The following is a 23,115-nucleotide window of genomic DNA, read 5'->3' as shown; positions in this document are numbered from 1 at the left end:
TCGCCCACAGGGTGGGCTCCTACGGTGATCAGGCGGTGATCGGCGAGACGTCTTGTTGCCGGTCGTACTGCACGCGGACCAGGCGGAGCACGCCGATCAGCAACGCGAGCGCACCGCCTTCATAGCAATACAGCTGCAGCGCGAGCACGCCGATGCACGCCGCGAGCGTGGCGATGCCGACGCTACGCCAGAACAGCGCCACCAGGGCCGCCACGATGGCCGCATACCCATAGCCGTACGAGAGGAAGCCCTGCACGACCAGCTCGCGGGTGCTGCACCACCAGAGTTTCGTGCTGCCTTCGCAGGCGTGCTGCATGTGCTGCGGCTCGATGAACTGGAAGCGCAGCAGCGCGGCCGCGACGGCGGCGATGACGATGATGGCCCAGGGCAGGGCGGCGCGCAGGCTCGGTTTCATGGAGCGGTTTACCTCTAAGGCGTCGCGCCGGCCGCGCTGGCCAGGCTATGCGGGAGCCGGATTTCGGCGGCGAGCGGCAGATGATCGGAGAACGCACGGGGCAATGTCCACGTGCGGTCGAGCTGGATATCGGCCGAGGTCAGGATGTGGTCCAGCGCGCGCCGCGGCTTCCAGCTGGGGAAGGTGGGCGTCAGGATCTTCGGCGGCTGCAGCGAGGTCTTGTCGAACAGCAGGCGCATTTCCGGGCTGGACGGCTCGGTGTTCAGATCGCCCATGAGCACGGCGTGCGGGTAGGGCGCGAGCAGCTCCGCGATGAAGGCGAGCTGGCCCAGGCGGGCGGCCGCGCCGAGCGAAAGGTGCGCGATGACCACGACGAGGCCTTCCGTGCCATGCCCAAAGCGCACGAACAGCGCGCCACGGCCCTTGATCCGGCCCGGTAGCGGGTAGTCGATGACTTCGGTGGGCTCGATGCGGCTGAGCAGGCCGTTGGCCGAATGCGCGACGCGCACCATCGGCCGGTTCGGCTGGTGGCTCCAGAAGGGCATGCCGGCCGCTTCCGCGATGTAGCGGGTCTGGTTGAGGAAGCCCGAGCGCAGGCTGCCCGCGTCGGCTTCCTGCAGGCCCACCACGTCGAATTCGTGCAGCAATTCGGCCAGCGAATCGAGATTCGCGAGTTTCGAGGGGCCCGGCAGCACGGCGTTGACGCTGCGGGTGAAGTAGTCGCTGTACCGCTGCACGCTGGCGCCGGCGAGGATGTTGCAGCTCAGGAGGCGCAGGGTGCGCTCGGCAGCGGGCGTTGCGTTGGGGGCGCGGTTCATGGGGATAGGGGGCTACTCATGCGGCCACAGGGGCCAGAGGATGCCCCCCGCCGCGTGAACGGGGGGCATCCGTCGGGGGCAGCTTACTTGCCGCCGTTGAGTTCGCGATTGACCAGGAACTTCGCCGTTGCGTTCAGCTCGTCGAAGGTCTTGATCTGGTTGCTGCGGTATTTACCGTTCACCACGATCGTCGGGGTGCCGTCGATGCCCCAGCCCTGGAACAGCTTCACATCGGCCAGGATCTGGTTCTTCACCTCGTCGCTCTTGGCAGCAGCCACGAACTTGGCTGCGTCGACCGCGTAGTGCTGGTGATACCAGTCGCCCAGCTCTTCGATGGTGGCCAGCGGGTAATGGTCGGTATGGATCGCCTTGAACAGCGCGGCGTGCGCTTCCGGCGAAACATTGAGCTTCTTGGCGGCGTAGTAGGCCTGCGCGTACGGCAGCCACGCGTCGTTGAACGCGGCCGGCACGGCGTGGAAGGTCACGCCTTTCGGCAGTTCCTTCTGCAGCTGTTCCACGTACGGTTCGTAGTGGGCGCAATGGATGCAGCCGTACGAGAACACCTCGACCACTTCCACCTTGTCCTTCGGCGCGTAGCGGCCGGGGGTGGTGGTGGCTACATATTCCTGGCCCTCGGTGGGCGTGGTGGCGGCGGCTGCCGTGGCGGCCGCCGCCGGCTCGCCGGCAGGTGCGCCGCTGCCATTGCCGCCGGCCGAGCAGGCCGTGGCCATGGCGAGGCCGAGGAACAGGAAGGGAAGACGCTTGATCATCGAAATCTCCGTATTGAGGAACGCGGGTTACTTGCCCGCGGCCTCCTTGCTGATGAGCCACTGGACGAGTTCCACCGACTGGGCGTAACCGCCGGCGCTGTTCGGGGTGAGGCGGTACTTGCCGTTCACCACGATGGTCGGCGTGCTATCGACCTCGTAGGCGCGAATCAGTTCATCGGCGCGCTTCATCTTGGTGTTGATGGTGAAGGAGTTGGCGGTGGCGGCGAATTCGTCGGCCTTCACACCGAACTTGGCGTAGAACTTGGCGACGTCGTTGATCGTCGGCCAGGCCGATTCCGGCTTGGGCTTGTTGGTCTGCTGGTCGATGATGCCCAGCTCGCCGCTCTTGAAGACGGCGTCGAACATTGCATCGTGGCTCTTCTTGTCCACGCCGAAGGCCTGCGCGGTGAGGTAGGCGCGCTGCAGCAGCGGCCAGTTCTCATCCGGGCGGAACGAAGCGGGGGTGTAGGTCATGACCGTGCCGCGGGGCAGGGCCTTGGCCAGGTCGTCGACCACGCCGTGGTACTGGAAGCAGGCCGGGCAGCCGTAGGAGAACACCTCGGTGACCTCGATCTTGCCCGGGCTGCTGGTCGGCTGGGCCGGATCGATGCGGAAGTAATGCTTGCCTTCGACCCACTTGCCTTCATCGACGAAGGGCTTCGGGGCGGGGCGGGTGTCATTGGCGTCGTCGGCCGGGGCCGCAGCCGGTGCTGCCGCTGTCGCGTCGGTGGCGGCGGGCGTGGCAGCTGCCGTGCCCGAAGCCGCCGGGGTCGCAGGCGCGGTGGCCGGTGCGGTCGCTGCGGGCGCCGGGGCCGGCGTGGCAGCCGGGGTGGCGTCGTTGTTACCACCGCCGCAGGCGGCAAGGCCGATCAGGGCGGCGCAGAGCAGGGGAAGGCGCAGTCGCATCGTGGGTCCTTTTCTTGCGTTCTTAAAAAAGCGAACGGGCCCGAAGGCCCGTTCGATTCCGTCAACTTTAACGCCTTCACGGGCCCGCGGGTGCGGCCTGCGTCGGTTCGTTACTGTGCAGGCCCTCGATGTAGCTGGCCACTGCGGCGATGTCCTTGTCATCGAGCTTCTGCGCGATGGGCATCATGATCTTCGTATGCGGATCGGTCGAGGGCTCGGTCGATGCCTTCCAGGCCTTGAGCCGTGCCTCAACATACTGGCTGTGCTGGCTGGTGAGGCGCGGGTAGTGGGCGCCCGGGTTACCGGCGCCCGACGGGCCGTGGCAAGCCATGCACGCCGGGATGCCGCGGGCCGTGTCGCCCTGGCGGTAGAGGGTCTCGCCCTGCTCGACGAGGGCCTGGTCGGCCACGCCCGGGAGCGGCTTCTGGGTCGCGAAGTAGGCGCCGATGTCGTGCATGTCCTGCTCGGACAGCGAGCTGGCGAAGCCCAGCATGATCGGATTCACGCGCTTGCCCGATTTGAACTCTTCCAGCTGCGCGGCGATGTATTGCTCGCTCTGGCCGGCCAGCCGCGGGTACTGCGCATCGGTGGAGTTGCCATCGATGCCGTGGCAGGCACCGCAGGCGGCAGCCTTGCCCTGGCCCGCCGTGGCTTCGCCCGGCTTGGCCGTGCCGGCGGGGGATGCGTTGGCGGCCACCGTCGGGGTCTCGGCCTTGGGCATGCCGGGCGTAGCGGTATCGGTCGCGGGGTTGGCCCCGGCCTTCGCGGTGGAGGCGGCGGGTGCGGGCGCGGCGGTAGCCGGCTTGGCAGGAGTAGCGGTCTGAGCGGCCACGGTGCTCATAACGAGCATCGCGGTAATGGCAGCGGCGGCGTGCCGAAACGTCATGGGTTTCTCCACAAAGGGTTACTTCCGGACCGGGCGCGTTCCCCCCGCGCCTCATTCAAACGATTATGAATGGCTGGTTGAGATTCGGTCAAACCGGCCGTCGCGGGCGGCGTGGCGCCACATCGCATACACTGCCGGGCCTCCGTTTTCGCTGCCCCATGGGCAAGCCAGGTCCCATGACGTCGAATATCCTCAATGGCGCGCGCTTCAACCTTGCCGCCAACGAAATTACCCAGCTGCCGTATGACACGGGCGCCGAAGTGGCATTCGCAGGCCGTTCGAACGCCGGCAAGTCCAGTGCGCTGAACGCCCTGACGGGTCACAACGCCCTGGCCCGCACCTCGAAGACGCCGGGCCGCACCCAGCTCATGGTGGTGTTCGACCTGCCGCCGCTAAAGCGCGAAGGCGAAGAGCCGCTGACGGCACGCCTGGTCGACCTGCCGGGTTACGGCTATGCCAAGGTGCCCGATGCCATGCGCGCGCACTGGCGCCGCGAGATCGATGCTTACCTGAAGATGCGCCGCAGCCTGCGCGGCATCGTGCTTATCGTGGATATCCGCCATGAGCTGAAGGATTTCGACCGCACCATGATCGAGTTCTGCGCCGATACCGACCTGCCGTGCCACGTGCTGATGACCAAGGCCGACAAGGTCTCGCGTGGTGAGGGTTCCAAGGCGCTGGAGGCGTTGCGCAAGCAGTTCCGCGAGAACAAGGTCCCGGGCACGGTGCAGATGTTCTCGTCGCTCGCGAAGACCGGCGTGGATGAGGCGCGGGCCCGCGTCATCGAGCTGCTGCACACGCCGCGCGCGCACGAGCTCTAACCGCGTAGGAGCCCACCCTGTGGGCGACAGCTTTTCGCGAGGGTATTCAAGGTATTCGAAGCTTTCTGAAGCCCTGTGGCGTTTTCGCGAACGGCGTCGCCCACAGGGTGGGCTCCTACGCGATCTGGTTAGCCCAGGGTTTTCATGAAGGCTGCGCAGAGCGCTTCCATGCCGCGCTTGTCCTCGTCGTCGAAGCGGCCGACCAGCGGGCTATCCACGTCCCACACGCCGAACAGGCTGCCATCGGCGCGGAACAGCGGCACGACCACTTCCGAGTTGGAGGCCGCATCGCAGGCGATGTGGCCGTCGAAGGCGTGCACGTCGTGCACGAGCTGGGTCTGGCCCGTCTGCGCGGCCGTGCCACACACGCCACGGCCGAGCGCGATGCGGATGCAGGCCGGCTTGCCCTGGAACGGGCCGACGACCAGTTCATCGCCATCGAACAGATAGAACCCGGCCCAGTTCAGGTCGGGCAGCACGTCGTACACCAGCGCCGCGAAATTGGCGGCATTGGCGATCATATTGGGCTCGCCGTGCATGAGGCCCCCGGCCTGCTCCACCAGGTCGGCGTAGAGGGTGGCCTTGTCGTCGGTGGCGATGGCGCGGGCTTCGTACATGGCAGGTCCTGCATTCAACGGGGGATCGAAGCCGTGTATGGTGCCACGTCCCCGCTTCCGCAAGGCTGCCATCCCATGCCGCGACACCTCTTCGTGGCCGGTACCGACACCGGCATCGGCAAGACCCATGGCGCCCAGGCGCTGGTCCACGCCTTCCGCCAGGCCGGGGAGAGGGTGGCCGGCATGAAGCCCGTCGCCAGCGGCTCGGGCCGCACCCGGGAGGGCCTGCGCAACCAGGATGCCCTGGACCTGCAGGCCGCCAGCAACCCGCCTCCGCCGTACGCGCTGGTGAATCCGCTGGCCCTGGAGGAGGCGGTGTCGCCCCATCTGGCGGCCGCCCGCGAGGGCGTGGCGATGGGCTGGGAACCCCTCGATGCGGCGTTCGCTACCCTCGGCCAGGATTACGACCGGGTGGTGGTGGAGGGCGTCGGCGGCTGGATGGTCCCGCTTTCCGAGACGATGTCCGCCGAGCAGATCCCGCAGCGCTGGGACCTCCCGGTGGTGATGGTGGTCGGCATTCGCCTGGGCTGCATCAGCCATGCTCGCCTGACCGCGCGGGCGATCCAAGCTGACGGCTGCCGCCTCGCCGGGTGGATCGCCAACCTCGTCGAACCGGACATGCTGCTGCGCGACGAGAACGTCGAGACCCTGCGCCGTCTGCTCCCAGCTCCGTGCCTGGGGGTGCTGCCGTTCCGCGTTGGGCCGGCCGACGCCGCCATGTTGTTGGACCTTTCACCGCTGGGCTGACGGGCTCTTCACGGCGCCGGACTTAAACGGATACCCATGACGACGTACTTTCTTTCGGTAAAAGACATGGCGAAGGCGAAGGGTCCGGACCCGGAGCTCTCCTTCGAAGGCATTGGCCCGGAAAAGCTGGCGGCGGATATCGCCGACGCGATGCGCAGCGACAGCCTGTTCCAGCGCTGGCGCGCCAAACAGCCCGAACCGGACGAGGTGGATCCCAGCCTGGGTGCCACCGATCCCGGCGCCACGGCCACGGGCGAGCTCTCCGCCGGCGACCGCCACGACGTGAAGCTCACCACCAGCCTGCCCATGCGCCTGGTGAAGCACCGCCTCAACCTGCTCATCGGCAACAGCTGGGAACTGCGCGACACCCAATAGCCCCCCGTAGGAGCCCACCCTGTGGGCGACGCCGTTCGCGAAAGAGCAACAGGATCTGTGGCGTGTTCGCGAAAGATGTCGCCCACAGGGTGGGCTCCTACCGTGCATCGCAACAATCTTTCCGGGACCTGTGGCGGTTGTCCCCGGTGTGCCGCCACCGCTAGAGTCCTCGCTTTCGAACACGCCAGGGGACCGCCTGTCCATGAAGGTACGCACGCTCGTGATCGCCACCTCGATCGCCCTCACCACTGCCTGCTCGCAGTCCAACGACGCCGACAAGGCCGCCGCCCCGGCCCCCGCCAGCACCGCGCCCGCACCTGCGGCCGCCGGTACCGCCGCTGCCGCCCCTGTCGCCCACGAGAACCCGCTGCTCACCGCGAGTACGCTGCCGTTCCAGGCGCCGCCGTTCGACAAGATCACCGATGCCGATTTCCAGCCAGCGATCGAAGAAGGCATGAAGCAGGAGCTGGCCGAAGTCGACGCCATCGCCAATTCGGCCGATGAACCGACCTTCGACAACACCGTTGTCGCCCTCGAAAAGTCCGGCGTGCTGCTCACCCGCGCGCAGATGGTCTTTGGCGCGCTCACCGGCGCGAACACCAACGACACCCTGCAGAAGGTGGAAGAGGACGAAGCGCCGAAGCTCGCCGAGCACAGCGACGCCATCTACCTCAACGACAAGCTCTTCAAGCGCATCGAGACGCTCTACAACAAGCGCGATTCGCTGAACCTCGATCCCGAGTCGAAGCGCCTGCTCGAAGTGAAGTATCAGGATTTCGTGCACGCCGGCGCCAAGCTCTCCGAAGCGGACAAGACCCGCCTGAAGGAGATCAACAAGGAAGAATCGACGCTCAGCACGCAGTTCACCAACAAGCTGCTCGCTGCGACGAAGGCCGCCGCGCTGGTGGTCGACGACAAGGCCGCGCTCGATGGCCTGTCGGATGCCGACATCGCTGCCGCGGCGGATGCCGCGAAGGGTCGTGGCCTGGAAGGCAAGTACGTCTTCCCGCTGCAGAACACCACGCAGCAGCCAGAGCTGCAGCCGATGAACGATCGCGCCACGCGCGAGAAGCTGTTCAAGGCATCGTGGGAACGCGCCGAGCATAACGACGCCAACGACACGCGTGACACCGCCGCGCGCATCGCGCAGCTGCGCGCCGAGCGCGCCAAGCTGCTGGGCTTCAAGAACTACGCTGCGTGGAAGCTCGACGACCAGATGGCGAAGACGCCGGAAGCCGCCGAAAAGTTCATGGAGCGCCTGGTGCCGGCCGCCGTCGCGCGCGCCAAGTCCGAGTCGAAGGACATCCAGGATGTGATCGACCAGGAGAAGGGTGGCTTCCAGGTACAGGCCTGGGATTGGGACCACTACGCCGAGAAGGTGCGCAAGGCGAAGTACGACCTGGACGAGTCGCAGGTCCGCCCGTACTTCGAGCTGGATAACGTGCTGCAGAATGGCGTGTTCTATGCCGCCAACCAGCTCTACGGCATCACCTTCAAGGAGCGCAAGGATATCCCGGTGTACCAGCCGGATGTCCGCGTGTTCGAAGTGTTCGACAAGGACGGCACCTCGCTGGCGCTGTTCTATTGCGACTACTTCAAGCGTGATAACAAGAACGGCGGCGCCTGGATGGACAATCTGGTGGGCCAGTCCCACCTGATGGGCACCAAGCCGGTCGTGTTCAACGTGGCCAACTTCACCAAGCCGGTGGCGGGCCAGCCGGCGCTGCTGTCGTGGGATGACGTGACCACCATGTTCCACGAGTTCGGCCACGCGCTGCATGGCATGTTCTCGAACGCGAAGTACCCGTCGCTGTCGGGTGCGAACACCGCACGCGACTTCGTCGAGTTCCCGTCGCAGTTCAACGAGCAGTGGGCATCGGATCCGAAGGTGTTCGCCAACTTCGCCAAGAACTATAAGACTGGCGAGCCGATGCCGGCCGAGCTGGTCGCGAAGATCAAGAAGGCGTCGAGCTTCAACCAGGGCTATGCGATGAGCGAGCTCATCTCAGCCGCACTGCTCGACATGCAGTGGCACATGCTGCCGGCCGACGCGCCGAAGCAGGACGTGGACAAGTTCGAAGCCGACGCGCTGAAGAAGGTGGGCTTCACCCTGCCGCAGGTGCCGCCGCGCTACCGCTCCAGCTACTTCCAGCACATCTGGGGTAACGGCTACGCTGCGGGTTACTACGCGTACCTGTGGACCCAGATGCTCGATTCCGACGCGTTCGAGTGGTTCAAGGAGCACGGCGGCCTGACCCGCGAAAACGGTCAGATCTTCCGCGACAAGATCCTTTCGCGCGGCAACACCGAAGAGCTCGGCAAGCTCTACCGCGATTTCCGCGGCAAGGAGCCGAGCATCGAGCCGATGCTTAAGGATCGTGGCCTGAAGTAAGCCCCCGAGAAGGGCCCCGAAAGGGGCCCTTTTTCATTGCGCGTAATCCCCTCAAGGCTCAAGGGTGATGCGCTCGATACACAGTGTGCCACCGCGCCACACGATGCCCTGCAACTCATTGAGCTGCGTGGCCTCGTAAGGCAGGTCGGTCCAGAAGCCCTTGTCATCGGGCATGCGCATCTCTAGCTGCTTGCCGTAGGTGGCGTGCCAGGCTTCCTTGAAGGTGCCGTGCGTCAGGAAGCCGACATGGGCATCGGCGCCAAGGCTGCCGACGCCGAGGCGGACGGATACCTTGCCGTAAGCGTGGCGAAACAGGATCAGGCAATCGTTCTCACGGCCTTTGATGCCCGTGAGGAACTGATGCCTGCCGTCTGCGGTGCTGCTGATGACGAGGCCTGTTTTTCCGGTGAAGATCACCAGTTCCTCGAACGTTTCAGCCGAACCGGCTGGAATGTTGTGGAAGGCAGCCCGTGCGAAATCCACCGTGACCGCATGCGGGCCCAGCCGTCGCGGCTCGATGTGATCAAGCATCTCGGGATGATCGGCGAGAAGCCGGGGGCATGGTTTCGGCAGGGTCCTGCACGAAACGGAAGGGAAACCAACTTTCAGGGATGCGTGCGCGGTACCGGGCGACATCATGTCGCTGTCCTCCAGCTAGGGTGGACGCCGGGTACCGGCCGGCGAGGTTGTTCTTACAGACTCGACCGGCCGGTGCGCGACTGCAATATAACTTTCGTTGTAGTCCTCGCATCGGCCAGAAACGAGCATCCTCCCGGAGAAACGTGAGCATGCCTTCGCGCGTGCCAGATCGGCCTATCGATTTACGCGATTGCCATGGATGAAAACAAAGTAAGCCGCGCCCCCGATGGGCGCGGCCTGTGGCTGGTTCCGCTGGTGAGGCGTTACTCACCGATCGTCAGCAACGAAGCTTTACCACTCGTTGCCATGTCGTCCTGATGCGGAGCAACGCAATGTTCTGGTTAGCTCTCGTATTGGATCCCGGTAAGTGTGAGTGCTGCGGGTTGCTTCCCAAAAATGACAACGATCACGGGACTGGGCGTGAAACCAGGCCCCATGGACTCTTTGGTTACCGGAATATTCGCTGACTCCCCTCCGGGAATGACAAACTCCACTAGTGTCATGCTGCCGCCATTGACGACCGAAATAGTGACGGCATACCGGTCGTTATTCTTATAGGTAAAAACGGCTCCCTTTACAGGGAAGCCAAAGTTAAAAATCACCCCGCCGTCTTCCTGGCAGATAAGGAGTACGGCTGGGGACCCACCGTCTTCGCCAATGATCGCGGTTGTGTTCGCGGCTTGCGTCGCGATTTTTGGCGATGCATCGTCGAGAAAGCCTCCATTGAAGAATGCGTGACCGATGGGAAGCTTGCTGAAGTCGACCTTCTTGAATCCGGGCAATGTGGCCGACTTGTGCCCGTGAGGCGCGGGCGTAGCGAGGTGGCAAAGGCTGGCGTTTAGCATGGCGTGACTCCTTTCAGCGTGATGAAAGTTATTTTTTGTCGCGTGCTGGCGACGGCACAAAAATAACTGTTCACCGATCGCTCCGCTTCTGGACGCAAACAAGGCGAATTCCCTGGAGATCAGACACTGAGCCTCATTCCTGCTGTATTTGCTTATCGATTGAGCGATTGTCCCACCAGTCCTTCAGTTTCCGGTAGGCAAAAAACCGCGCATCCAGAGGGTCGTCAGCAACGTAGCGTTGCCATCCGCCACCGCGGTGCTGATCGTGATCGTCCGCGGTACTGGGCGAGAACATGTCATTGTCGTCCAGCATGGATGAACGCCGAGGTCCCCCCCGCGAAGCAATTAGGTGGCTGGATCAGCCCGTCGTGTGCTTCCTATACCGTATATAAAGCCGCCTTATAAAGTACAGCACGTGTCCGCTGAATCCCTTGTTCTGCGCATGAAGCATTTATTGTTCTTGTCGTAATGCGTCTTCAACTGGTTGTCCCGCGGATCGATCATCTCCCGCAGCGAAGCAACGCCCACCTGACTCAGCGTGTGGCTGTGGCTCAGGTGCTCAGATAGATCGCCCCAGCTTTCTTCCCATTTGTGGTTGAGATGCACGATGAAGTTTACGCGGCGATGCCATCGCTCGCTGATAGAACGGACCGAACAGCATGTCGTCGAAGCCGGCAAGCTCGCCCAGTCACGCCAGTAAGGCCGGCGTCTGGGTGACCTGATCGAGGCCGGCATAAGCCGGGCCGATCCTGTGCGTGGGCGAAAAAAAACCGCGCCCCCGAAGGAGCGCGGTTGGGTGCCATCCCGAAGGGCGATTACTCGCCGATCGTCAGCAACGAAGCGTTACCGCCCGCCGCCGTGGTGTTGATCGTGAGCGTGCGCTCACCCGCGAAGCGGAGCAGGTAGTGCGGGCCGCCGGCCTTGGGGCCGGTGCCGCTGAGGCCTTCGCCGCCAAACGGCTGCACGCCGACCACCGCACCGATCTGGTTGCGGTTGACGTAGCAGTTGCCGACCTTCGCGCGCGACGAGATGTACTCGATCGTGTCGTCGATACGGCTGTGAATGCCGAGGGTGAGGCCGAAGCCGGTGGCGTTGATCTGCTCGACCACCTTGGCCAGGTCGGAACCCTTCCAGCGGATGACGTGCAGCACCGGGCCGAAGATTTCGCGGGTCAGCGTTTCGAGCGACGGGATTTCGTAGGCGCGCGGCGCGAAGAACGTGCCGTTGACCGTGCCTTCCGGCAGCACGACTTCACCGATCTTCTTCGCTTCACGATCCATGCGTGCAGCATGGTCGACGAGGATCTGGCGGGCGTCTTCGTCGATCACCGGACCGACGTCGGTCGAGAGCAGGCCGGGGTCGCCGACCTTCAGCTCGGCCATGGCGCCGGCGAGCATGCCGATCACCTTGTCGGCGATGTCTTCCTGCACGAACAGGATGCGCGCGGCGGAGCAACGCTGGCCGGCCGACTGGAACGCCGAGTTGATCACGTCCTTCACGATCTGCTCGGGCAGCGCCGAGGAGTCGGCGATCATCGCGTTCTGGCCGCCGGTCTCGGCGATCAGTGCGGCAATCGGAGCGTTACGGGCGGCGAGGGCGCGGTTGATTGCCCAGGCGGTGTCGGTCGAGCCGGTGAAGGCCACGCCAGCCACGCGCGGGTCGCGGGTGAGGGCGGCACCGACGGTCGCGCCGTCGCCCGGCAGGAACTGCAGCACATCCGCCGGCACGCCGGCAGCGTGCAGCAGCTTCACCGCGGCGTAGCCGATGAGCGAGGTCTGCTCGGCCGGCTTGGCGATCACGGCGTTACCGGCGGCAAGGGCAGCAGCGACCTGACCCAGGAAGATGGCCAGCGGGAAGTTCCACGGGCTGATGCAGACGAACACGCCGCGGCCGTTGAGGAACAGCTGGTTGCTCTCGCCGGTGGGACCCGGGAGCTGTTCCGGCTGGCCGAACAGGCGGCGGGCCATCGTGGCGTAGTAGCGCAGGAAGTCGGCCGCTTCGCGGATTTCCGCGATGGCGTCAGGCAGGCTCTTGCCGGCTTCACGTACGCACATGGCGATGAACTCGGCGCGGTTGTGCTCGAGCTGCTCAGCGGCGTGCTCGAGGATCGCGGCGCGGCTGGCGGCCGGCAGGCGGTCCCAGCCCGGCTGGGCGGCGACACCGGCGCGCAGCGCCTGGTCCACGAGGCCTTCCGAGGCGTTTTCGACGGTGCCGATGATGCGGCGGCGATCCGACGGGTCGGTCACTTCGACCTTGCTGCCACCGGTGGCGCCACCGGCGACGAGCGGCGCGGCCGTCCACGGGCCCGAGTGGCGGTTGACGGCGTCGGCGAGCTCGTTGAGCTCGTTGTCGTTTGCGAAGTTCATGCCCATGGAGTTCTTCCGGAGTTCGCCGTACAGATTGACCGGCAGGGGAATGCGGGGGTGGGGGATGGAGGCGAAGGCGCGCACGGTTTCGCACGGGTCGGCGACGAGGTCGCGGACCGGCACGGATTCATCCACCACACGATTGACGAAGCTGGTGTTGGCGCCGTTCTCGAGCAGGCGGCGGACCAGGTAGGGCAGCAGGTCTTCATGCGTACCGACGGGGGCGTAGACGCGGCAGGGGACGTTGAGCTTGTCCTTGCCGATCACTTCCGCGTACAGGTCGGCGCCCATGCCGTGCAGGCGCTGGTTCTCGTACGGACGGCCCTTGGCGATATGGTTGATCGCCGCGATGGTGTGCGCGTTATGCGTCGCGAACTGCGGGTAGACCAGGTCGCTACCGGCATTGAACAGACGGTGCGCGCAGGCGAGGTAGCTGACGTCGGTGTTCGGCTTACGCGTGTAGACCGGGTAGCCGCTCAGGCCGTTTTCCTGCGAACGCTTGATCTCGGCATCCCAGTAGGCGCCCTTCACCAGACGCACGAACCAGCGGCGGCCGGTGGCGCGGGCCTTTTCGACCACCCAGTCGATCACGAACGGTGCGCGCTTCTGGTAGGCCTGGATCACGATGCCGAGGCCGTTCCAGCCTTCCAGCGACGGGTGCGCGAAGACATCGCCGATGATGTCGAGCGAAAGCTCGAGGCGATCGGTTTCTTCCGCATCCACCGAGAGGGCGATGCCGTTCTTGTAGGCCAGCTGCGAGAGCTCGAGCAGCTTGGCGCCCAGCTCCACGCGGGCGCGGGCACGGTTGCCCACTTCGTAGCGCGGGTGCAGGGCCGAGAGCTTCACCGAGATCGACGGCGCTTCGACGTTGCTCTTGAACGGGCCGCGGGCACCGAGCGCGTTGATCGCGTCGCGGTAATCCTGCTGGTAACGCTCGGCTGTAGCCTGGGTGAGCGCCGATTCGCCGAGCATGTCGTACGAATAGCGGTACACCGAGTGTTCCTTCTCCTCGGAGCGGTCCAGGGCTTCCTTGATCGTGCGTCCCATCACGAACTGGTGGCCCATGATCCGCATGGCCTGGCGCACGGCGAGGCGCACGACCGGCTCACCCGCGCGGCCGACGAGGCGGCGCAGGGCGGAGGTGAAGTCGTGGCGGGTTTCTTCCGCCAGGTTCACGAGGTGGCCGGTGAGCATCAGGCCCCAGGTGGAGGCGTTGACGAACACGGACTCGCTCTGGCCCAGGTGCTTCTTCCAGTCGGCATCGCCCAGCTTGTCGCGGATGAGCTTGTCGGCCGTGGCCTTGTCAGGGATGCGGAGCAGGGCTTCGGCCACGCACATGAGCAGCACGCCTTCCTCGGAGGAGAGGTCGTACTGGCGCATGAAGGACTCGACGGCGCTCTGGTCCTTGGCGCGGGCGCGCACACGGGTGACCAGGCCGGCGGCCACGTCGATGACGTGCTCACGCTCGGTGGGCGGAAGGGTGGCCTGGGCCAGGAGGTCGTTGACGGCCTCCGTTTCGTCGCGCAGCCAGGCGGCTGTGATGCGCGCGCGCGCCGGCTCGGCACCGGCGGGGAGTTCGGGACTGAGGATGGACGGATTCACGGGGACGGGTGGGGTTGGGGAAGACCGCCTATTGTAGGGGAGGCCGGGCCACCGTGCGTGTTGCTGTGCGGCAGGTGCCCGGCATCCTCCTGTGCCCGTAAATGCCCCGGCCTAGTGGCTCATGGCGGGGGTGTGGGCGGCCTGCTGTTGTGTCTGGGCTTTTGCCTGGCTTTCCTGCTGGCTTTGCTGGAACTGCTGCATGGCCTGAGGCCACTGGGCCGCGCTCTGCTCCATGGGCGTGTTGGCGGTGGCGGTGGGCACGCTGGTCCGCTGGTCGAAAAGGTGGTCGGTACGTCCTGGGGGCGTCTGGACCGCCCAAAGGGTTTCCCCGCCCTTGCCCAGGGCGACCTGGTCGATGCGGTTCAGGCCGTCGGCCCGGGCCTGGACCGTCAGGGCGGAGGCGACCTGGTCGCTGTGCTGGTCGGGCGTACGGCCCATGCTGCGGTCGAGCTGGTGAACCTTCTCACGGGTTTGCAGGTAGAACGCGTGGTCCGGATGGTTCGGGTCATCCAGCCGCGCTGGCGGCAGGGGTGCCGCCGGCACCGGCTTCGCCGACTCGGGAGCCGGGGCGGCATGGGTCTGCCGTTGCGTCGCGTTGAGCTCGTCGCGCACGTTGCCTTCGGCTGCGTTGCGCCCGTAGAGCATGCCGGGCGTGCTCCACTGGCCATCGGCGGCTTGGGTGTAAGCGTGACCGTCGGAGGCGCGCACCGTCCGCTCGGCCTCCTTCAAGGTCTTGCTCACCGTATCGGGCATGGGGCCGAGCTTGTCCCACCCGCGCTCTTGATACATCGCCTGGTAGGCCGCGGCCACGCCCTGCGGTGAATGCATCCGGTTTTGCGCGATCGTCTGCTCGGCCGCCTTGTCGAGTTCTGTGGCGCGGGATGGTGAGGCCGTTTCGGTTTGCCGGATCACCGCACGATCAACGACATCGGTGACGACCTCGCGCGTCCACGCGTGCGTTCGCGGATCGCGCGACCAGGGCTCGGCCTGCACGCGCGCGGGATCCTGCGCGCTGGCAGGCTGTTTGTAGGGATCGGGCAACTCCCCGGGCTGCGCCATGCGTAGCTCGGTCGCCCGCCCCGAGGCCTGGTAATCGAGCCGGTTCTGCAACGCCGCTTCGGCAATCGGCGGCTTGACGTTCGGCAGCGGCGGAAGATCGGACACCCAGCCCTGCTCGGGCTTCTCCGGGTCATAGCGCCAGGGCAGGCCTTGTGGATCGCGTTGGTGGTAAATCCGATAGTTGTCGACCGCATCGGCGATCTTGTCACCACCGATACCACCGGCGATCGCACCCACCGTACCGGTCACGAACGCACCGGGGCCGGTCTCGATGCCGGCCGCCGCGCCGATGCCACCAACGACCACCGCGCCGGTAGCCATGCCCAGCGTGCGCGTGCCGAAGTGCAGCACGCCCGACTGGGCGCCTGTCACGTTTTCCTGTTGCAGCAAGTCACGCGCCTGGAGGCTCGTATGCGCGGCGTCGTAGGCCATGGTGGCGACGCCAGCAGCACCGAGTCCTTTCATAGCCAGCCCACGCGCCGCCGTGTTGTAGCCCCGCTCGGCGTGCACGGCGTTTTCGGTGAGGCTTTTGACGACGTGGAGGCTTTCGCGTTCTTGCAGCAGCGGGGCGCGCGCGTCGGCGGGGACCTTGGTGTGTTCCGGCAGGTTCTTGGCGAGGTCGTCATGCCAGCTGAGCTGCTGGCGATACTGGTCGCGAACCTCGCGGGTGTGCCGCAAACTGGTCAGCGGCTGCTCGCGCGCTTCGGTCAGCGCGTCGCCCGCACGGCGTGCATCGGTGCGGCTGTCGTAGAGTTCCTGGCCCTGGCGGTTGAAGATACGGATGGGGGCATCGGTCTGTGCCTGAACCTTATCGAGGCTTGAAGGAAGTCCGCGGTAGACGTGCTCGCGTACTTCCGCAGGTACATAGCGGCCAAAGCCATTGCGATCGAGTCCTTGCGTGAAGCGACTATCGACGCCCGCCTCGCTCTGCAGACGATGCGTGGCCACAGCACGAATCTCTACCTCGTAGCCGTTTGCTTGCAGGTTCCGAATCATGCCAACGGCGGCATCGCCGTTGCCGAGCGTGGTGTCGATAATTAGGTTTTTCTTTTGGGAGATTGCGGCGTCGCGCAACTCTGACGCCCACTGGCTCGCATCGGGGTGAGTCTGAGTCGGCCAGGTGTACGGATGCTCAGCCCTGAAACGCGTGGCTCCGGGATGGTAGTCTCGCAGCTCATCGGGATCCACCTTGACGACATCGCGGCGAAGATCAGTTGTAGCCTGACTTGCAAGGCCGCCCTTACCAGCACCTGGCTGACCCGCAAGGATGATCGCCTTGGGCTGCACATGCGACGTAGCTTCCGGGATTCCGCTTCTGGGAACAATTCGCTCAGCAAAAATGCGTTCGTGCGTGATTGGATCGAGCTGGTGTCCTTCGTCCCTGATGTGGCTGCTCATCGCAGGGCCCCCCGGTTCTCCTCGAAGTATCTCTCGATCTCTCTAAGATCTTTCATCCCATGTCCGCTGGACCTCGCGTACCCGGTTGCGCTCTCTCTTCTTTCCGCCTGTGCGATGGCAGCTGCATCTCCAGTCGCGATGGCTGCGCGGAGTCTGTCTTGTGCATCACAAAAGAATCCCGAAAGACCATCTTCGAGCGCCCAAATTGCAACTTCGAAAGGTGGCTCCGAATGAACTGGCTTCAACACGACATCATTTAATGCGAGTTGCAGCTTCTCCAGGAGATCCGGGTAATCACCAAGGTACTCTTTTATGAGTTGCGGAATAGGCGGCGGAGGAAGGGGGCTAAGCGGCCACATGCAGCTGTCCTTGTCTGAGGTTGTTTTCGGATCGTACCTGTTCTGCAGGATCGCTGCCGTGAGCTAGCATGCGCAACGCTTGTAGCTAGCTCACCCGGCGCGACGCGACGGTGCTACTCATCACAGCACTTGCCGATTTTCCTCAAAATATTGCCTGAGCTCTCTGAGATCCCGCATCCCGTAGCCGCTTGATCCCGCATACCCTACCGCGATCTCTTTCTTTTCGGCCCGGGTAATCGCCATGGCGTCGCCAGCATCTCTGGCTGCATGGAGCTCGGCTTGCGCATCGATATAGAAGGTTTCGAGACTGTCTTTTAGCGCCCAGATCGCGACTTCAAACGGGGGCGTGGCCAGTGATGGCTTGAGCACAACGTCATTCAGACCTTGCTGAAGCCGTTCAAGAAGATCTGGATATTCGTCCAGATACTCTTTTATCCGTTGAGGAAGAGGCGGCTGGGGGAGAGGGCTAAGAGGCCACATGCAGCTGTCCTTGGCTGATGTTGATGTCGGATCGTACTTGTACTGACTGTCACGCTCGGATGATTGCCTTGGGCTGCACTTGCATTTTCGCAATGAGTGCCTCGTCCACTGGCGCGACCTGCTCTGCAATACCATGCGCACGCGTGATGGGATCGAGGTGGCCTTCGTCGCCGTTCATCGGGCTGCTCGTCGCAGTGCCCTTCGGTTCTCCTCGAAGTACTGATGAAGGTCGTCGAGATCTTGCATCCCGTAAGCACTGGATCTGGCAAGACTCGCGGCCTTCCGTTTCTTCTCGGCTTGCGCGGCGGCCAGCGCATCGCCAGCGGCCTCAGCTTTGCGGAGTTCACCCTGCGCGTCGCCCATGATGCCCCCAAGGCCGTCCTTAAGCGTCCAGATCGCAACTTCGAACGGGGGTATCGAAAGCGCCGGCTTGAGTACGACGTTGTTTAAAGCGAGCTGCAACTCTTCGAGCAAGTCAGGGTAGTCGCTCAAGTGTTCTGTGACGCCCTGCGGCATGGGCGGCGGGGGGAGGTGGTTCAGCGGCCACATACAGATGTCCTTGTCCGAAGTTGCTCTCGGATCGTATCTGTTTCGCGTAGCTCCGGGTCGTTACCCGAGAATTTCATGATGCGTTGCGGCATGAGTAGGGGTGAGGTGGCGTAGCGGCCGCTTACAGCCCCCGCCACGCCGGGTGCCCCATGCCCTGTCATTGGGGCCCCTATTGCCCGTGGGCGGCCCACCTGCGACATCGCGCCCCTTCCCAACCTTGCTGCATAGGTGCCTCCGCCCTATCATCGGTCTGTTCCAGGCACGCCGGATTTCCATGTTCGTGCTTCGACCGACCGTCGCGGGTCACCCGCGCGTGGTATGGCTTAAGCCTAACCGCGCCTTGGACCAGCGCGGCCTGAGTCGGCTGATCATCGGGCTTTCGGCGTTGGCCCTGGCGACCGCGGCGTTTGGCGCGTGGCAGGGGAACGTCTTCGCCCCCCTGTTTGCGCTGATCGAGGCGTTCGTCGTGGGGTTCGCGCTTGGCGCGGCCTGGCGGGCCGGCGACAGGGGTGAACGCATTGCCATTGGCCCGGATACGCTGGAGGTGCGGCACCTGCCGGGTCGACGGGTGTCTCGTTTCCAGACATATTGGGTACGCATCGGGCTGGCACCGGGGGATGGTCGCCAGCGGCTCTTGATTACATCGCACGGTAACGAGCTCGAAATCGGCGCCTTCCTTGGGGAAGAGGAGAGGGCCGAGGTGAAAGGGAAACTCATGGTGCTGCTGTCCGAAGCAAGGGATCAGCCGCGCAGGTAGGTTCAACAAAGGTGCAAACATGACATCTGGCGGCATCGGACGACGATTGGTTTCGGCGTGGACGGCAGGCGTGGTACTAGCCCTTTCGGGCGGGGCGGCAATGGCCAACCCGGAACCCGACCAGCTCAACATGACCAAGGGTGCCGCGGAATGGTCCCCTTATGGCATGCACATGGTGGCGCTGTGGGTCTGCGTCGTCATCGGCATCGTGGTGTTTGGCGCCATGTTCGTGGCGATGTTCCGCTTCCGTAAATCGCGCGGCGCCGTCGCCGAGAAATGGACCCACAGCACCAAGCTCGAGATCGTCTGGACGGTCATCCCCGTCATCATCCTGATCTTCCTGGCCAAGCTCGCCACGGGCGGCCTCACCACGTTCGCCGACACCACGAACTCGGAAATGACCATCAAGGTCACCGGGTACCAGTGGAAGTGGCGCTACGACTACGTGGAATACAAGGGCAAGCCGGTCGACCGCGTGGGCTTCATGTCCAAGCTGGAAGAAAGCTCCGACCGCACCCGCCAGCTCCGCTCCAACCTCGACCCGGAGAAGATCCAGGTCGACGGTTACAAGACCTACCTGCTCGACGTCGACAAGCCGCTCGTCGTCCCGGTAGGCGTCAAGATCCGCTTCATCATCGTCGGCGGCGACGTCATCCACTCGTGGTGGGTGCCGGCGCTGGGCTGGAAGATGGACGCGATCCCGGGTATCGCCAACGCGGCGTGGACGAAGCTCAAGGAGCCTGGCGTGTATCGCGGCCAGTGCGCCGAGCTTTGCGGCCAGGACCACGGCTTCATGCCCATCGTGGTGAAGGCCGTGCCCAAGGCTGAATTCGAACAGTGGCTGGCCACCCAGCAGGACGAGGCGAAGGTGCAGCAGGCTGCGCAGACCGCCCAGGCCAATCCCGCCACGGCCCCGCAGGGCTGATCCCGTACAAGTCTTAGGTAGAGGTGCAAGGCCCATGGCGAACGCAGCCACCCACGACCACCACGATCATCATGATCACCACGCGCCGCAGGGATTCTTCCAGCGCTGGGTGATGTCCACGAACCACAAGGATATCGGCACCCTTTACCTGGTGTTCGCCCTGCTGATGTTCTTCATCGGCGGCGCCTTCGCGATGGTGATCCGCGCGGAGCTGTTCAAGCCGGGCATGCAGCTCGTGCAGCCGTATTTCTTCAATGAAATGACGACGATGCACGCGCTGGTCATGATCTTCGGCGCCATCATGCCCTCGTTCGTGGGCCTGGCGAACTGGATGATCCCGCTCATGGTCGGCGCGCCGGACATGGCCCTGCCGCGCATGAACAACCTCTCGTTCTGGATCATGCCGTTCGCGTTCCTGCTGCTGCTCAGCACGCTGTTCATGCCGGGCGGTGGTCCTGCCGGTGGCTGGACGATGTACCCGCCGCTTTCACTGCAGGGCGAATCGATCGCCTACGTGGTGTTCGCGGTGCATCTGATGGGTATCAGCTCGATCATGGGCGCGATCAACATCATCGCCACCATTCTCAACATGCGCGCCCCGGGCATGGATCTGCTGAAGATGCCGGTGTTCGTGTGGAGCTGGCTGATCACGGCGTTCCTGCTGATCGCGGTGATGCCGGTGCTGGCGGGCGCGGTGACGATGCTGCTCACCGACAAGTACTTCCACACCAACTTCTTCAATGCCGCCGGCGGCGGCGACCCGGTGCTCTACCAGCACATCTTCTGGTTCTTCGGGCACCCCGAGGTGTACATCATGATCCTGCCGGCGTTCGGGATCATCTCGGAGATCATCCCCACCTTCGCCCGCAAGCCGATCTTCGGCTACAAGGCCATGGTGTTCGCGATTGCTTCCATCGCGTTCCTCTCGTTCATCGTCTGGGCCCACCACATGTTCGCCGTGGGCCTGCCGATGGGTGCGGAGATCTTCTTCATGTACGCCACCATGCTCATCGCCGTGCCGACGGGCGTGAAGGTGTTCAACTGGGTAAGCACGATGTGGGGCGGCTCGATGACGTTCGAGACGCCGATGCTGTTCTCCATCGCGTTCGTCATCCTGTTCACCATCGGCGGCTTCTCCGGCCTGATGCTGGCGCTGGCCCCGGCCGACTTCCAGTACCACGATACCTATTTCGTGGTGGCGCACTTCCACTACGTGCTGGTGACCGGTGCGGCATTCTCGATCATGGCAGCCGCGTACTACTGGCTGCCGAAGTGGTCGGGCCACATGTATAGCGAGACGTGGGGCAAGATCCATTTCTGGTCCAGCGTCATCTCGGTGAACGTGCTCTTCTTCCCGCAGCACTTCCTGGGGCTGGCCGGCATGCCGCGCCGTATTCCCGATTACAACGTGGCCTTCGCCAACTTCAACATGATCAGCTCGATCGGCGGCTTCTGGTTCGGCGCCTCGCAGCTGATCTTCCTGGGCGTGATCGTGCACTGCGTGTGGTTCTCGAAGAAGAAAGCCGCAGACCGCTCTTGGGAAGGCGCGAAGGGCCTGGAGTGGACGGTGCCGTCGCCGGCTCCGCACCACACCTTCGACGTGCCGCCGGTCATCCATGACGATGAGCTGGCCCACGGCAACACGGATCACTGATGATGAATGCCATGGTCGACAACGGCACTGATGAGCGGCGCAAGCGCGCCCGCCGCACCGCGTGGATCGCGGGCTGCGTGGCGCTCGGCATCTTCGTCCTGTCGATCGTGCAGATGTTGAAGCTGTAACGGCCAACAAGCGACTTCCACGGGAAACCAGCATGGGTCACCAGCAACAAGACGCTTATTTCGTACCGAGCAAGAGCCAGTGGCCCATCGTGGCCGCGGTCTCGATGTTCGTCACCGTGTTCGGTGCCGCGCACTGGTTGAATGCGGAGCCGGGGGATTCCGGCTTCGGCAAGATCGTGTTCATGGTCGGCGTGCTGATGATCTTCGGCATGTTCTTCGGCTGGTTCCGCTCGGTCATCCACGAATCGATGGCCGGCAGCTACAACAGCCAGGTGGACCGATCGTTCCGCATGGGCATGATGTGGTTCATCTTCTCCGAGGTGATGTTCTTCGGGGCGTTCTTCGGCGCGCTGTTCTACGCTCGCATCTTCTCCGTGCCCTGGCTCGGCGGTGAAGGCCACGGTGTGCTGACCCACCAGTTCGTGTGGGATAACTACAGCGCAGCCTGGGGTGCATCGGGCGGCGGTGGCCCGGACAAGATCGGTGGCAACTTCCACACCATCGCGGCCTGGGGCCTGCCCCTGCTGAATACGTTGATCCTGCTCTCGTCGGGCGTGACCATCACCATTGCGCACCATGCGCTAAAGGCGGGTCACCGCAAGGCGTTGCTCATCGGCCTCGGCTTCACCGTGCTGCTGGGCGCGACCTTCCTGTTCTGCCAGGCGCACGAATACGCCGAAGCGTACGAACACTTCAACCTGACCCTGGGCAGCGGCGTCTACGGCGCCACGTTCTTCATGCTCACCGGCTTCCACGGCATGCACGTGACCCTGGGCACGATCATGCTGGCGATCATCTGGATCCGCTGCGCCAAGGGCCACTTCACGAAGGACGACCACTTCGGCTTCGAGGCCGTGGCGTGGTACTGGCACTTCGTCGACGTGGTCTGGCTGGCGTTGTTCCTGTTTGTCTATGTGCTCTGAGATGCTGAAACCCGCCGCGAGGCGGGTTTCTTTTATCCACGCGTGCCTTGCAGTCGGCATGGCTTTCGCATTGAACGCCGCTCATGCGGCCACCGTGCCGGTCGTCGTTGCAGATGGTGCGCTTGCCGAGCTACGCGCAGCACGTGGCGCGGGGGTTGCCGATGAATGCGCCGCCGCCCTGCATGACAGCGCGAGCGATATCGACGCCTTCGTGGGCCACGATGAACTTCTCGACGTGGCGATGGGCGTGGGCTTCACGTCCACCTATCCCGTGGCGTTACGCCACGACTCCGATGGCACGGTGCTGCGCCTCAACGATGGTGAGCGCACGCATGAGCGTTGGATAACGGCGGGCGAGGAGAAGGCCATCCGGGCGGCTCTGGCGGCCGTCGTCAGTGGCGAGCGCCGTGTCGTGCACGAAGGCATCATGGATGGCTCGTGCCAGCTGTTCATGTCGGGCGCGCGCGCGGATGCTTCGTGCGGGCGAGGATGCGGTGATCGACCATGGTGCGGATGCGATGGCTTTCTATGAGCGTCTTCTCGATCAGATCGTGCAGTCGGCGCCTCCGCACGCGAGCGGCGGGTCCTGATCCCGTGCGCTGACGCGTCGATCTAGCGCAGCGCATTTCCTACACATCGTCGTGGGCTTGGGCGACTGTGGCTCAACCCGCGCATCGGCGACCC

Annotated in this window: 25 protein-coding genes; 10 read left to right on the top strand and 15 right to left on the bottom strand. The window is 64.4% G+C overall.

Annotation, left to right across the window (positions count from 1 at the left end):
• Nucleotides 1-28 precede the first annotated feature (28 nt).
• The 5 genes from L2Y96_RS20395 to L2Y96_RS20375 all read right to left on the bottom strand — a co-directional run bounded on the left by L2Y96_RS20395 (nt 29) and on the right by L2Y96_RS20375 (nt 3,795).
• Entirely contained in the window at nt 29-415 is a 387-nt protein-coding gene (locus L2Y96_RS20395) for a hypothetical protein (RefSeq protein ID WP_247329934.1), read from the bottom strand.
• A 14-nt stretch (nt 416-429) separates the two neighbouring features.
• Complete coding sequence (locus tag L2Y96_RS20390) at nt 430-1,233, bottom strand: endonuclease/exonuclease/phosphatase family protein (protein WP_247329931.1); 804 nt, start codon at nt 1,231-1,233, stop codon at nt 430-432.
• 83 nt (nt 1,234-1,316) lie between these two features.
• Nucleotides 1,317-2,003, bottom strand: coding sequence for a thiol:disulfide interchange protein DsbA/DsbL (locus tag L2Y96_RS20385; RefSeq protein ID WP_247329929.1), 687 nt, complete (start codon nt 2,001-2,003; stop codon nt 1,317-1,319).
• 27 nt (nt 2,004-2,030) lie between these two features.
• Nucleotides 2,031-2,909 (bottom strand): thiol:disulfide interchange protein DsbA/DsbL, encoded by an 879-nt coding sequence (locus L2Y96_RS20380; protein WP_247329927.1) that lies wholly within the window; start codon nt 2,907-2,909, stop codon nt 2,031-2,033.
• A 76-nt stretch (nt 2,910-2,985) separates the two neighbouring features.
• Nucleotides 2,986-3,795, bottom strand: a complete 810-nt coding sequence (locus tag L2Y96_RS20375; protein ID WP_247329926.1) for a c-type cytochrome — start codon at nt 3,793-3,795, stop codon at nt 2,986-2,988.
• 176 nt (nt 3,796-3,971) lie between these two features.
• Between L2Y96_RS20375 and yihA the strand changes: the two genes are divergently transcribed.
• A complete protein-coding gene (gene yihA / locus L2Y96_RS20370; RefSeq protein ID WP_247329925.1) occupies nt 3,972-4,616 on the top strand; it encodes a ribosome biogenesis GTP-binding protein YihA/YsxC in 645 nt (214 codons plus the stop codon).
• A gap of 128 nt (nt 4,617-4,744) precedes the next feature.
• Here yihA and L2Y96_RS20365 read toward each other — a convergent pair whose 3' ends face one another.
• Nucleotides 4,745-5,233 carry a GAF domain-containing protein gene (locus L2Y96_RS20365; RefSeq protein ID WP_247329923.1) on the bottom strand — a complete coding sequence of 163 codons (489 nt, stop codon included), beginning with the start codon at nt 5,231-5,233 and terminating at the stop codon, nt 4,745-4,747.
• A 75-nt stretch (nt 5,234-5,308) separates the two neighbouring features.
• Between L2Y96_RS20365 and bioD the strand changes: the two genes are divergently transcribed.
• From bioD to dcp, 3 genes are all read left to right on the top strand, one after another.
• The gene (gene bioD, locus L2Y96_RS20360) at nt 5,309-5,980 is read left to right on the top strand and encodes a dethiobiotin synthase (protein WP_247329921.1); all 672 of its coding nucleotides are present in this window, start codon (nt 5,309-5,311) and stop codon (nt 5,978-5,980) included.
• 36 nt (nt 5,981-6,016) lie between these two features.
• Nucleotides 6,017-6,355 carry a hypothetical protein gene (locus L2Y96_RS20355; protein ID WP_247329919.1) on the top strand — a complete coding sequence of 113 codons (339 nt, stop codon included), beginning with the start codon at nt 6,017-6,019 and terminating at the stop codon, nt 6,353-6,355.
• 202 nt (nt 6,356-6,557) lie between these two features.
• Nucleotides 6,558-8,747 carry a peptidyl-dipeptidase Dcp gene (gene dcp / locus L2Y96_RS20350; protein ID WP_247329917.1) on the top strand — a complete coding sequence of 730 codons (2,190 nt, stop codon included), beginning with the start codon at nt 6,558-6,560 and terminating at the stop codon, nt 8,745-8,747.
• Between the two features lie 51 nt (nt 8,748-8,798).
• Here the strand turns inward: dcp and L2Y96_RS20345 are convergent, their stop codons facing one another.
• The 9 genes from L2Y96_RS20345 to L2Y96_RS20310 all read right to left on the bottom strand — a co-directional run bounded on the left by L2Y96_RS20345 (nt 8,799) and on the right by L2Y96_RS20310 (nt 18,044).
• On the bottom strand, nt 8,799-9,278 hold the full coding sequence (locus L2Y96_RS20345; protein ID WP_247329915.1) for a hypothetical protein: 480 nt from the start codon (nt 9,276-9,278) through the stop codon (nt 8,799-8,801).
• 449 nt (nt 9,279-9,727) lie between these two features.
• Nucleotides 9,728-10,231 carry a hypothetical protein gene (locus L2Y96_RS20340; RefSeq protein ID WP_247329912.1) on the bottom strand — a complete coding sequence of 168 codons (504 nt, stop codon included), beginning with the start codon at nt 10,229-10,231 and terminating at the stop codon, nt 9,728-9,730.
• 133 nt (nt 10,232-10,364) lie between these two features.
• Entirely contained in the window at nt 10,365-10,544 is a 180-nt protein-coding gene (locus tag L2Y96_RS20335) for a hypothetical protein (RefSeq protein ID WP_247329909.1), read from the bottom strand.
• Nucleotides 10,545-11,046: 502 nt separating this feature from the next.
• Nucleotides 11,047-14,199 (bottom strand): bifunctional proline dehydrogenase/L-glutamate gamma-semialdehyde dehydrogenase PutA, encoded by a 3,153-nt coding sequence (gene putA, locus L2Y96_RS20330; protein WP_247329907.1) that lies wholly within the window; start codon nt 14,197-14,199, stop codon nt 11,047-11,049.
• Nucleotides 14,200-14,310: 111 nt separating this feature from the next.
• Nucleotides 14,311-16,656, bottom strand: a complete 2,346-nt coding sequence (locus L2Y96_RS20325; RefSeq protein WP_247329904.1) for a zeta toxin family protein — start codon at nt 16,654-16,656, stop codon at nt 14,311-14,313.
• Complete coding sequence (locus L2Y96_RS20320) at nt 16,653-17,015, bottom strand: hypothetical protein (protein ID WP_247329902.1); 363 nt, start codon at nt 17,013-17,015, stop codon at nt 16,653-16,655. The genes L2Y96_RS20325 and L2Y96_RS20320 overlap by 4 nt, the downstream gene beginning before the upstream one ends.
• A gap of 120 nt (nt 17,016-17,135) precedes the next feature.
• Nucleotides 17,136-17,495 (bottom strand): hypothetical protein, encoded by a 360-nt coding sequence (locus L2Y96_RS20315; RefSeq protein WP_247329899.1) that lies wholly within the window; start codon nt 17,493-17,495, stop codon nt 17,136-17,138.
• A gap of 49 nt (nt 17,496-17,544) precedes the next feature.
• Complete coding sequence (locus tag L2Y96_RS22940; RefSeq protein ID WP_256452194.1) at nt 17,545-17,673, bottom strand: hypothetical protein; 129 nt, start codon at nt 17,671-17,673, stop codon at nt 17,545-17,547.
• Entirely contained in the window at nt 17,670-18,044 is a 375-nt protein-coding gene (locus L2Y96_RS20310; RefSeq protein ID WP_247329896.1) for a hypothetical protein, read from the bottom strand. Before L2Y96_RS20310 ends, L2Y96_RS22940 begins: the two co-directional genes overlap by 4 nt.
• Nucleotides 18,045-18,318: 274 nt before the next feature.
• On the opposite strand from L2Y96_RS20310, the gene L2Y96_RS20305 reads away from it, so the two are divergent.
• From L2Y96_RS20305 to L2Y96_RS20285, 6 genes are all read left to right on the top strand, one after another.
• Nucleotides 18,319-18,801, top strand: coding sequence for a DUF2244 domain-containing protein (locus L2Y96_RS20305; protein ID WP_247329894.1), 483 nt, complete (start codon nt 18,319-18,321; stop codon nt 18,799-18,801).
• 100 nt (nt 18,802-18,901) lie between these two features.
• Nucleotides 18,902-19,726, top strand: a complete 825-nt coding sequence (gene coxB, locus L2Y96_RS20300; protein ID WP_484497398.1) for a cytochrome c oxidase subunit II — start codon at nt 18,902-18,904, stop codon at nt 19,724-19,726.
• A 34-nt stretch (nt 19,727-19,760) separates the two neighbouring features.
• A complete protein-coding gene (gene ctaD / locus L2Y96_RS20295; protein ID WP_247329888.1) occupies nt 19,761-21,380 on the top strand; it encodes a cytochrome c oxidase subunit I in 1,620 nt (539 codons plus the stop codon).
• Nucleotides 21,380-21,508 (top strand): hypothetical protein, encoded by a 129-nt coding sequence (locus tag L2Y96_RS22935; RefSeq protein WP_256452193.1) that lies wholly within the window; start codon nt 21,380-21,382, stop codon nt 21,506-21,508. The genes ctaD and L2Y96_RS22935 overlap by 1 nt, the downstream gene beginning before the upstream one ends.
• Nucleotides 21,509-21,540: 32 nt before the next feature.
• Entirely contained in the window at nt 21,541-22,431 is an 891-nt protein-coding gene (locus L2Y96_RS20290; RefSeq protein ID WP_247329885.1) for a cytochrome c oxidase subunit 3, read from the top strand.
• Nucleotides 22,432-22,489: 58 nt separating this feature from the next.
• A complete protein-coding gene (locus L2Y96_RS20285) occupies nt 22,490-22,963 on the top strand; it encodes a hypothetical protein (protein WP_247329883.1) in 474 nt (157 codons plus the stop codon).
• The last annotated feature ends 152 nt before the right edge of the window (nt 22,964-23,115 follow it).

Origin of the sequence: Luteibacter aegosomaticola, from assembly GCF_023078475.1 — a bacterium.
GTDB lineage: Bacteria > Pseudomonadota > Gammaproteobacteria > Xanthomonadales > Rhodanobacteraceae > Luteibacter > Luteibacter aegosomaticola.
The sequence above is the reverse complement of the archived record's forward strand: the minus strand, read 5'-3'. Positions and strand labels throughout refer to the sequence as shown.

What these genes read in the sequence shown, in the direction of transcription:
- L2Y96_RS20395 (WP_247329934.1), bottom strand. Translation starts at nt 415, where the DNA reads ATGAAACCGAGCCTGCGCGCCGCCCTGCCCTGGGCCATCATCGTCATC.
- L2Y96_RS20390 (WP_247329931.1), bottom strand. Translation starts at nt 1,233, where the DNA reads ATGAACCGCGCCCCCAACGCAACGCCCGCTGCCGAGCGCACCCTGCGC.
- L2Y96_RS20385 (WP_247329929.1), bottom strand. Translation starts at nt 2,003, where the DNA reads ATGATCAAGCGTCTTCCCTTCCTGTTCCTCGGCCTCGCCATGGCCACG.
- L2Y96_RS20380 (WP_247329927.1), bottom strand. Translation starts at nt 2,909, where the DNA reads ATGCGACTGCGCCTTCCCCTGCTCTGCGCCGCCCTGATCGGCCTTGCC.
- L2Y96_RS20375 (WP_247329926.1), bottom strand. Translation starts at nt 3,795, where the DNA reads ATGACGTTTCGGCACGCCGCCGCTGCCATTACCGCGATGCTCGTTATG.
- yihA (WP_247329925.1), top strand. Translation starts at nt 3,972, where the DNA reads ATGACGTCGAATATCCTCAATGGCGCGCGCTTCAACCTTGCCGCCAAC.
- L2Y96_RS20365 (WP_247329923.1), bottom strand. Translation starts at nt 5,233, where the DNA reads ATGTACGAAGCCCGCGCCATCGCCACCGACGACAAGGCCACCCTCTAC.
- bioD (WP_247329921.1), top strand. Translation starts at nt 5,309, where the DNA reads ATGCCGCGACACCTCTTCGTGGCCGGTACCGACACCGGCATCGGCAAG.
- L2Y96_RS20355 (WP_247329919.1), top strand. Translation starts at nt 6,017, where the DNA reads ATGACGACGTACTTTCTTTCGGTAAAAGACATGGCGAAGGCGAAGGGT.
- dcp (WP_247329917.1), top strand. Translation starts at nt 6,558, where the DNA reads ATGAAGGTACGCACGCTCGTGATCGCCACCTCGATCGCCCTCACCACT.
- L2Y96_RS20345 (WP_247329915.1), bottom strand. Translation starts at nt 9,278, where the DNA reads ATGCTTGATCACATCGAGCCGCGACGGCTGGGCCCGCATGCGGTCACG.
- L2Y96_RS20340 (WP_247329912.1), bottom strand. Translation starts at nt 10,231, where the DNA reads ATGCTAAACGCCAGCCTTTGCCACCTCGCTACGCCCGCGCCTCACGGG.
- L2Y96_RS20335 (WP_247329909.1), bottom strand. Translation starts at nt 10,544, where the DNA reads ATGCTGGACGACAATGACATGTTCTCGCCCAGTACCGCGGACGATCAC.
- L2Y96_RS20325 (WP_247329904.1), bottom strand. Translation starts at nt 16,656, where the DNA reads ATGAGCAGCCACATCAGGGACGAAGGACACCAGCTCGATCCAATCACG.
- L2Y96_RS20320 (WP_247329902.1), bottom strand. Translation starts at nt 17,015, where the DNA reads ATGTGGCCGCTTAGCCCCCTTCCTCCGCCGCCTATTCCGCAACTCATA.
- L2Y96_RS20315 (WP_247329899.1), bottom strand. Translation starts at nt 17,495, where the DNA reads ATGTGGCCTCTTAGCCCTCTCCCCCAGCCGCCTCTTCCTCAACGGATA.
- L2Y96_RS22940 (WP_256452194.1), bottom strand. Translation starts at nt 17,673, where the DNA reads ATGAACGGCGACGAAGGCCACCTCGATCCCATCACGCGTGCGCATGGT.
- L2Y96_RS20310 (WP_247329896.1), bottom strand. Translation starts at nt 18,044, where the DNA reads ATGTGGCCGCTGAACCACCTCCCCCCGCCGCCCATGCCGCAGGGCGTC.
- L2Y96_RS20305 (WP_247329894.1), top strand. Translation starts at nt 18,319, where the DNA reads ATGTTCGTGCTTCGACCGACCGTCGCGGGTCACCCGCGCGTGGTATGG.
- coxB (WP_484497398.1), top strand. Translation starts at nt 18,902, where the DNA reads ATGGCCAACCCGGAACCCGACCAGCTCAACATGACCAAGGGTGCCGCG.
- ctaD (WP_247329888.1), top strand. Translation starts at nt 19,761, where the DNA reads ATGGCGAACGCAGCCACCCACGACCACCACGATCATCATGATCACCAC.
- L2Y96_RS22935 (WP_256452193.1), top strand. Translation starts at nt 21,380, where the DNA reads ATGATGAATGCCATGGTCGACAACGGCACTGATGAGCGGCGCAAGCGC.
- L2Y96_RS20290 (WP_247329885.1), top strand. Translation starts at nt 21,541, where the DNA reads ATGGGTCACCAGCAACAAGACGCTTATTTCGTACCGAGCAAGAGCCAG.
- L2Y96_RS20285 (WP_247329883.1), top strand. Translation starts at nt 22,490, where the DNA reads ATGGCTTTCGCATTGAACGCCGCTCATGCGGCCACCGTGCCGGTCGTC.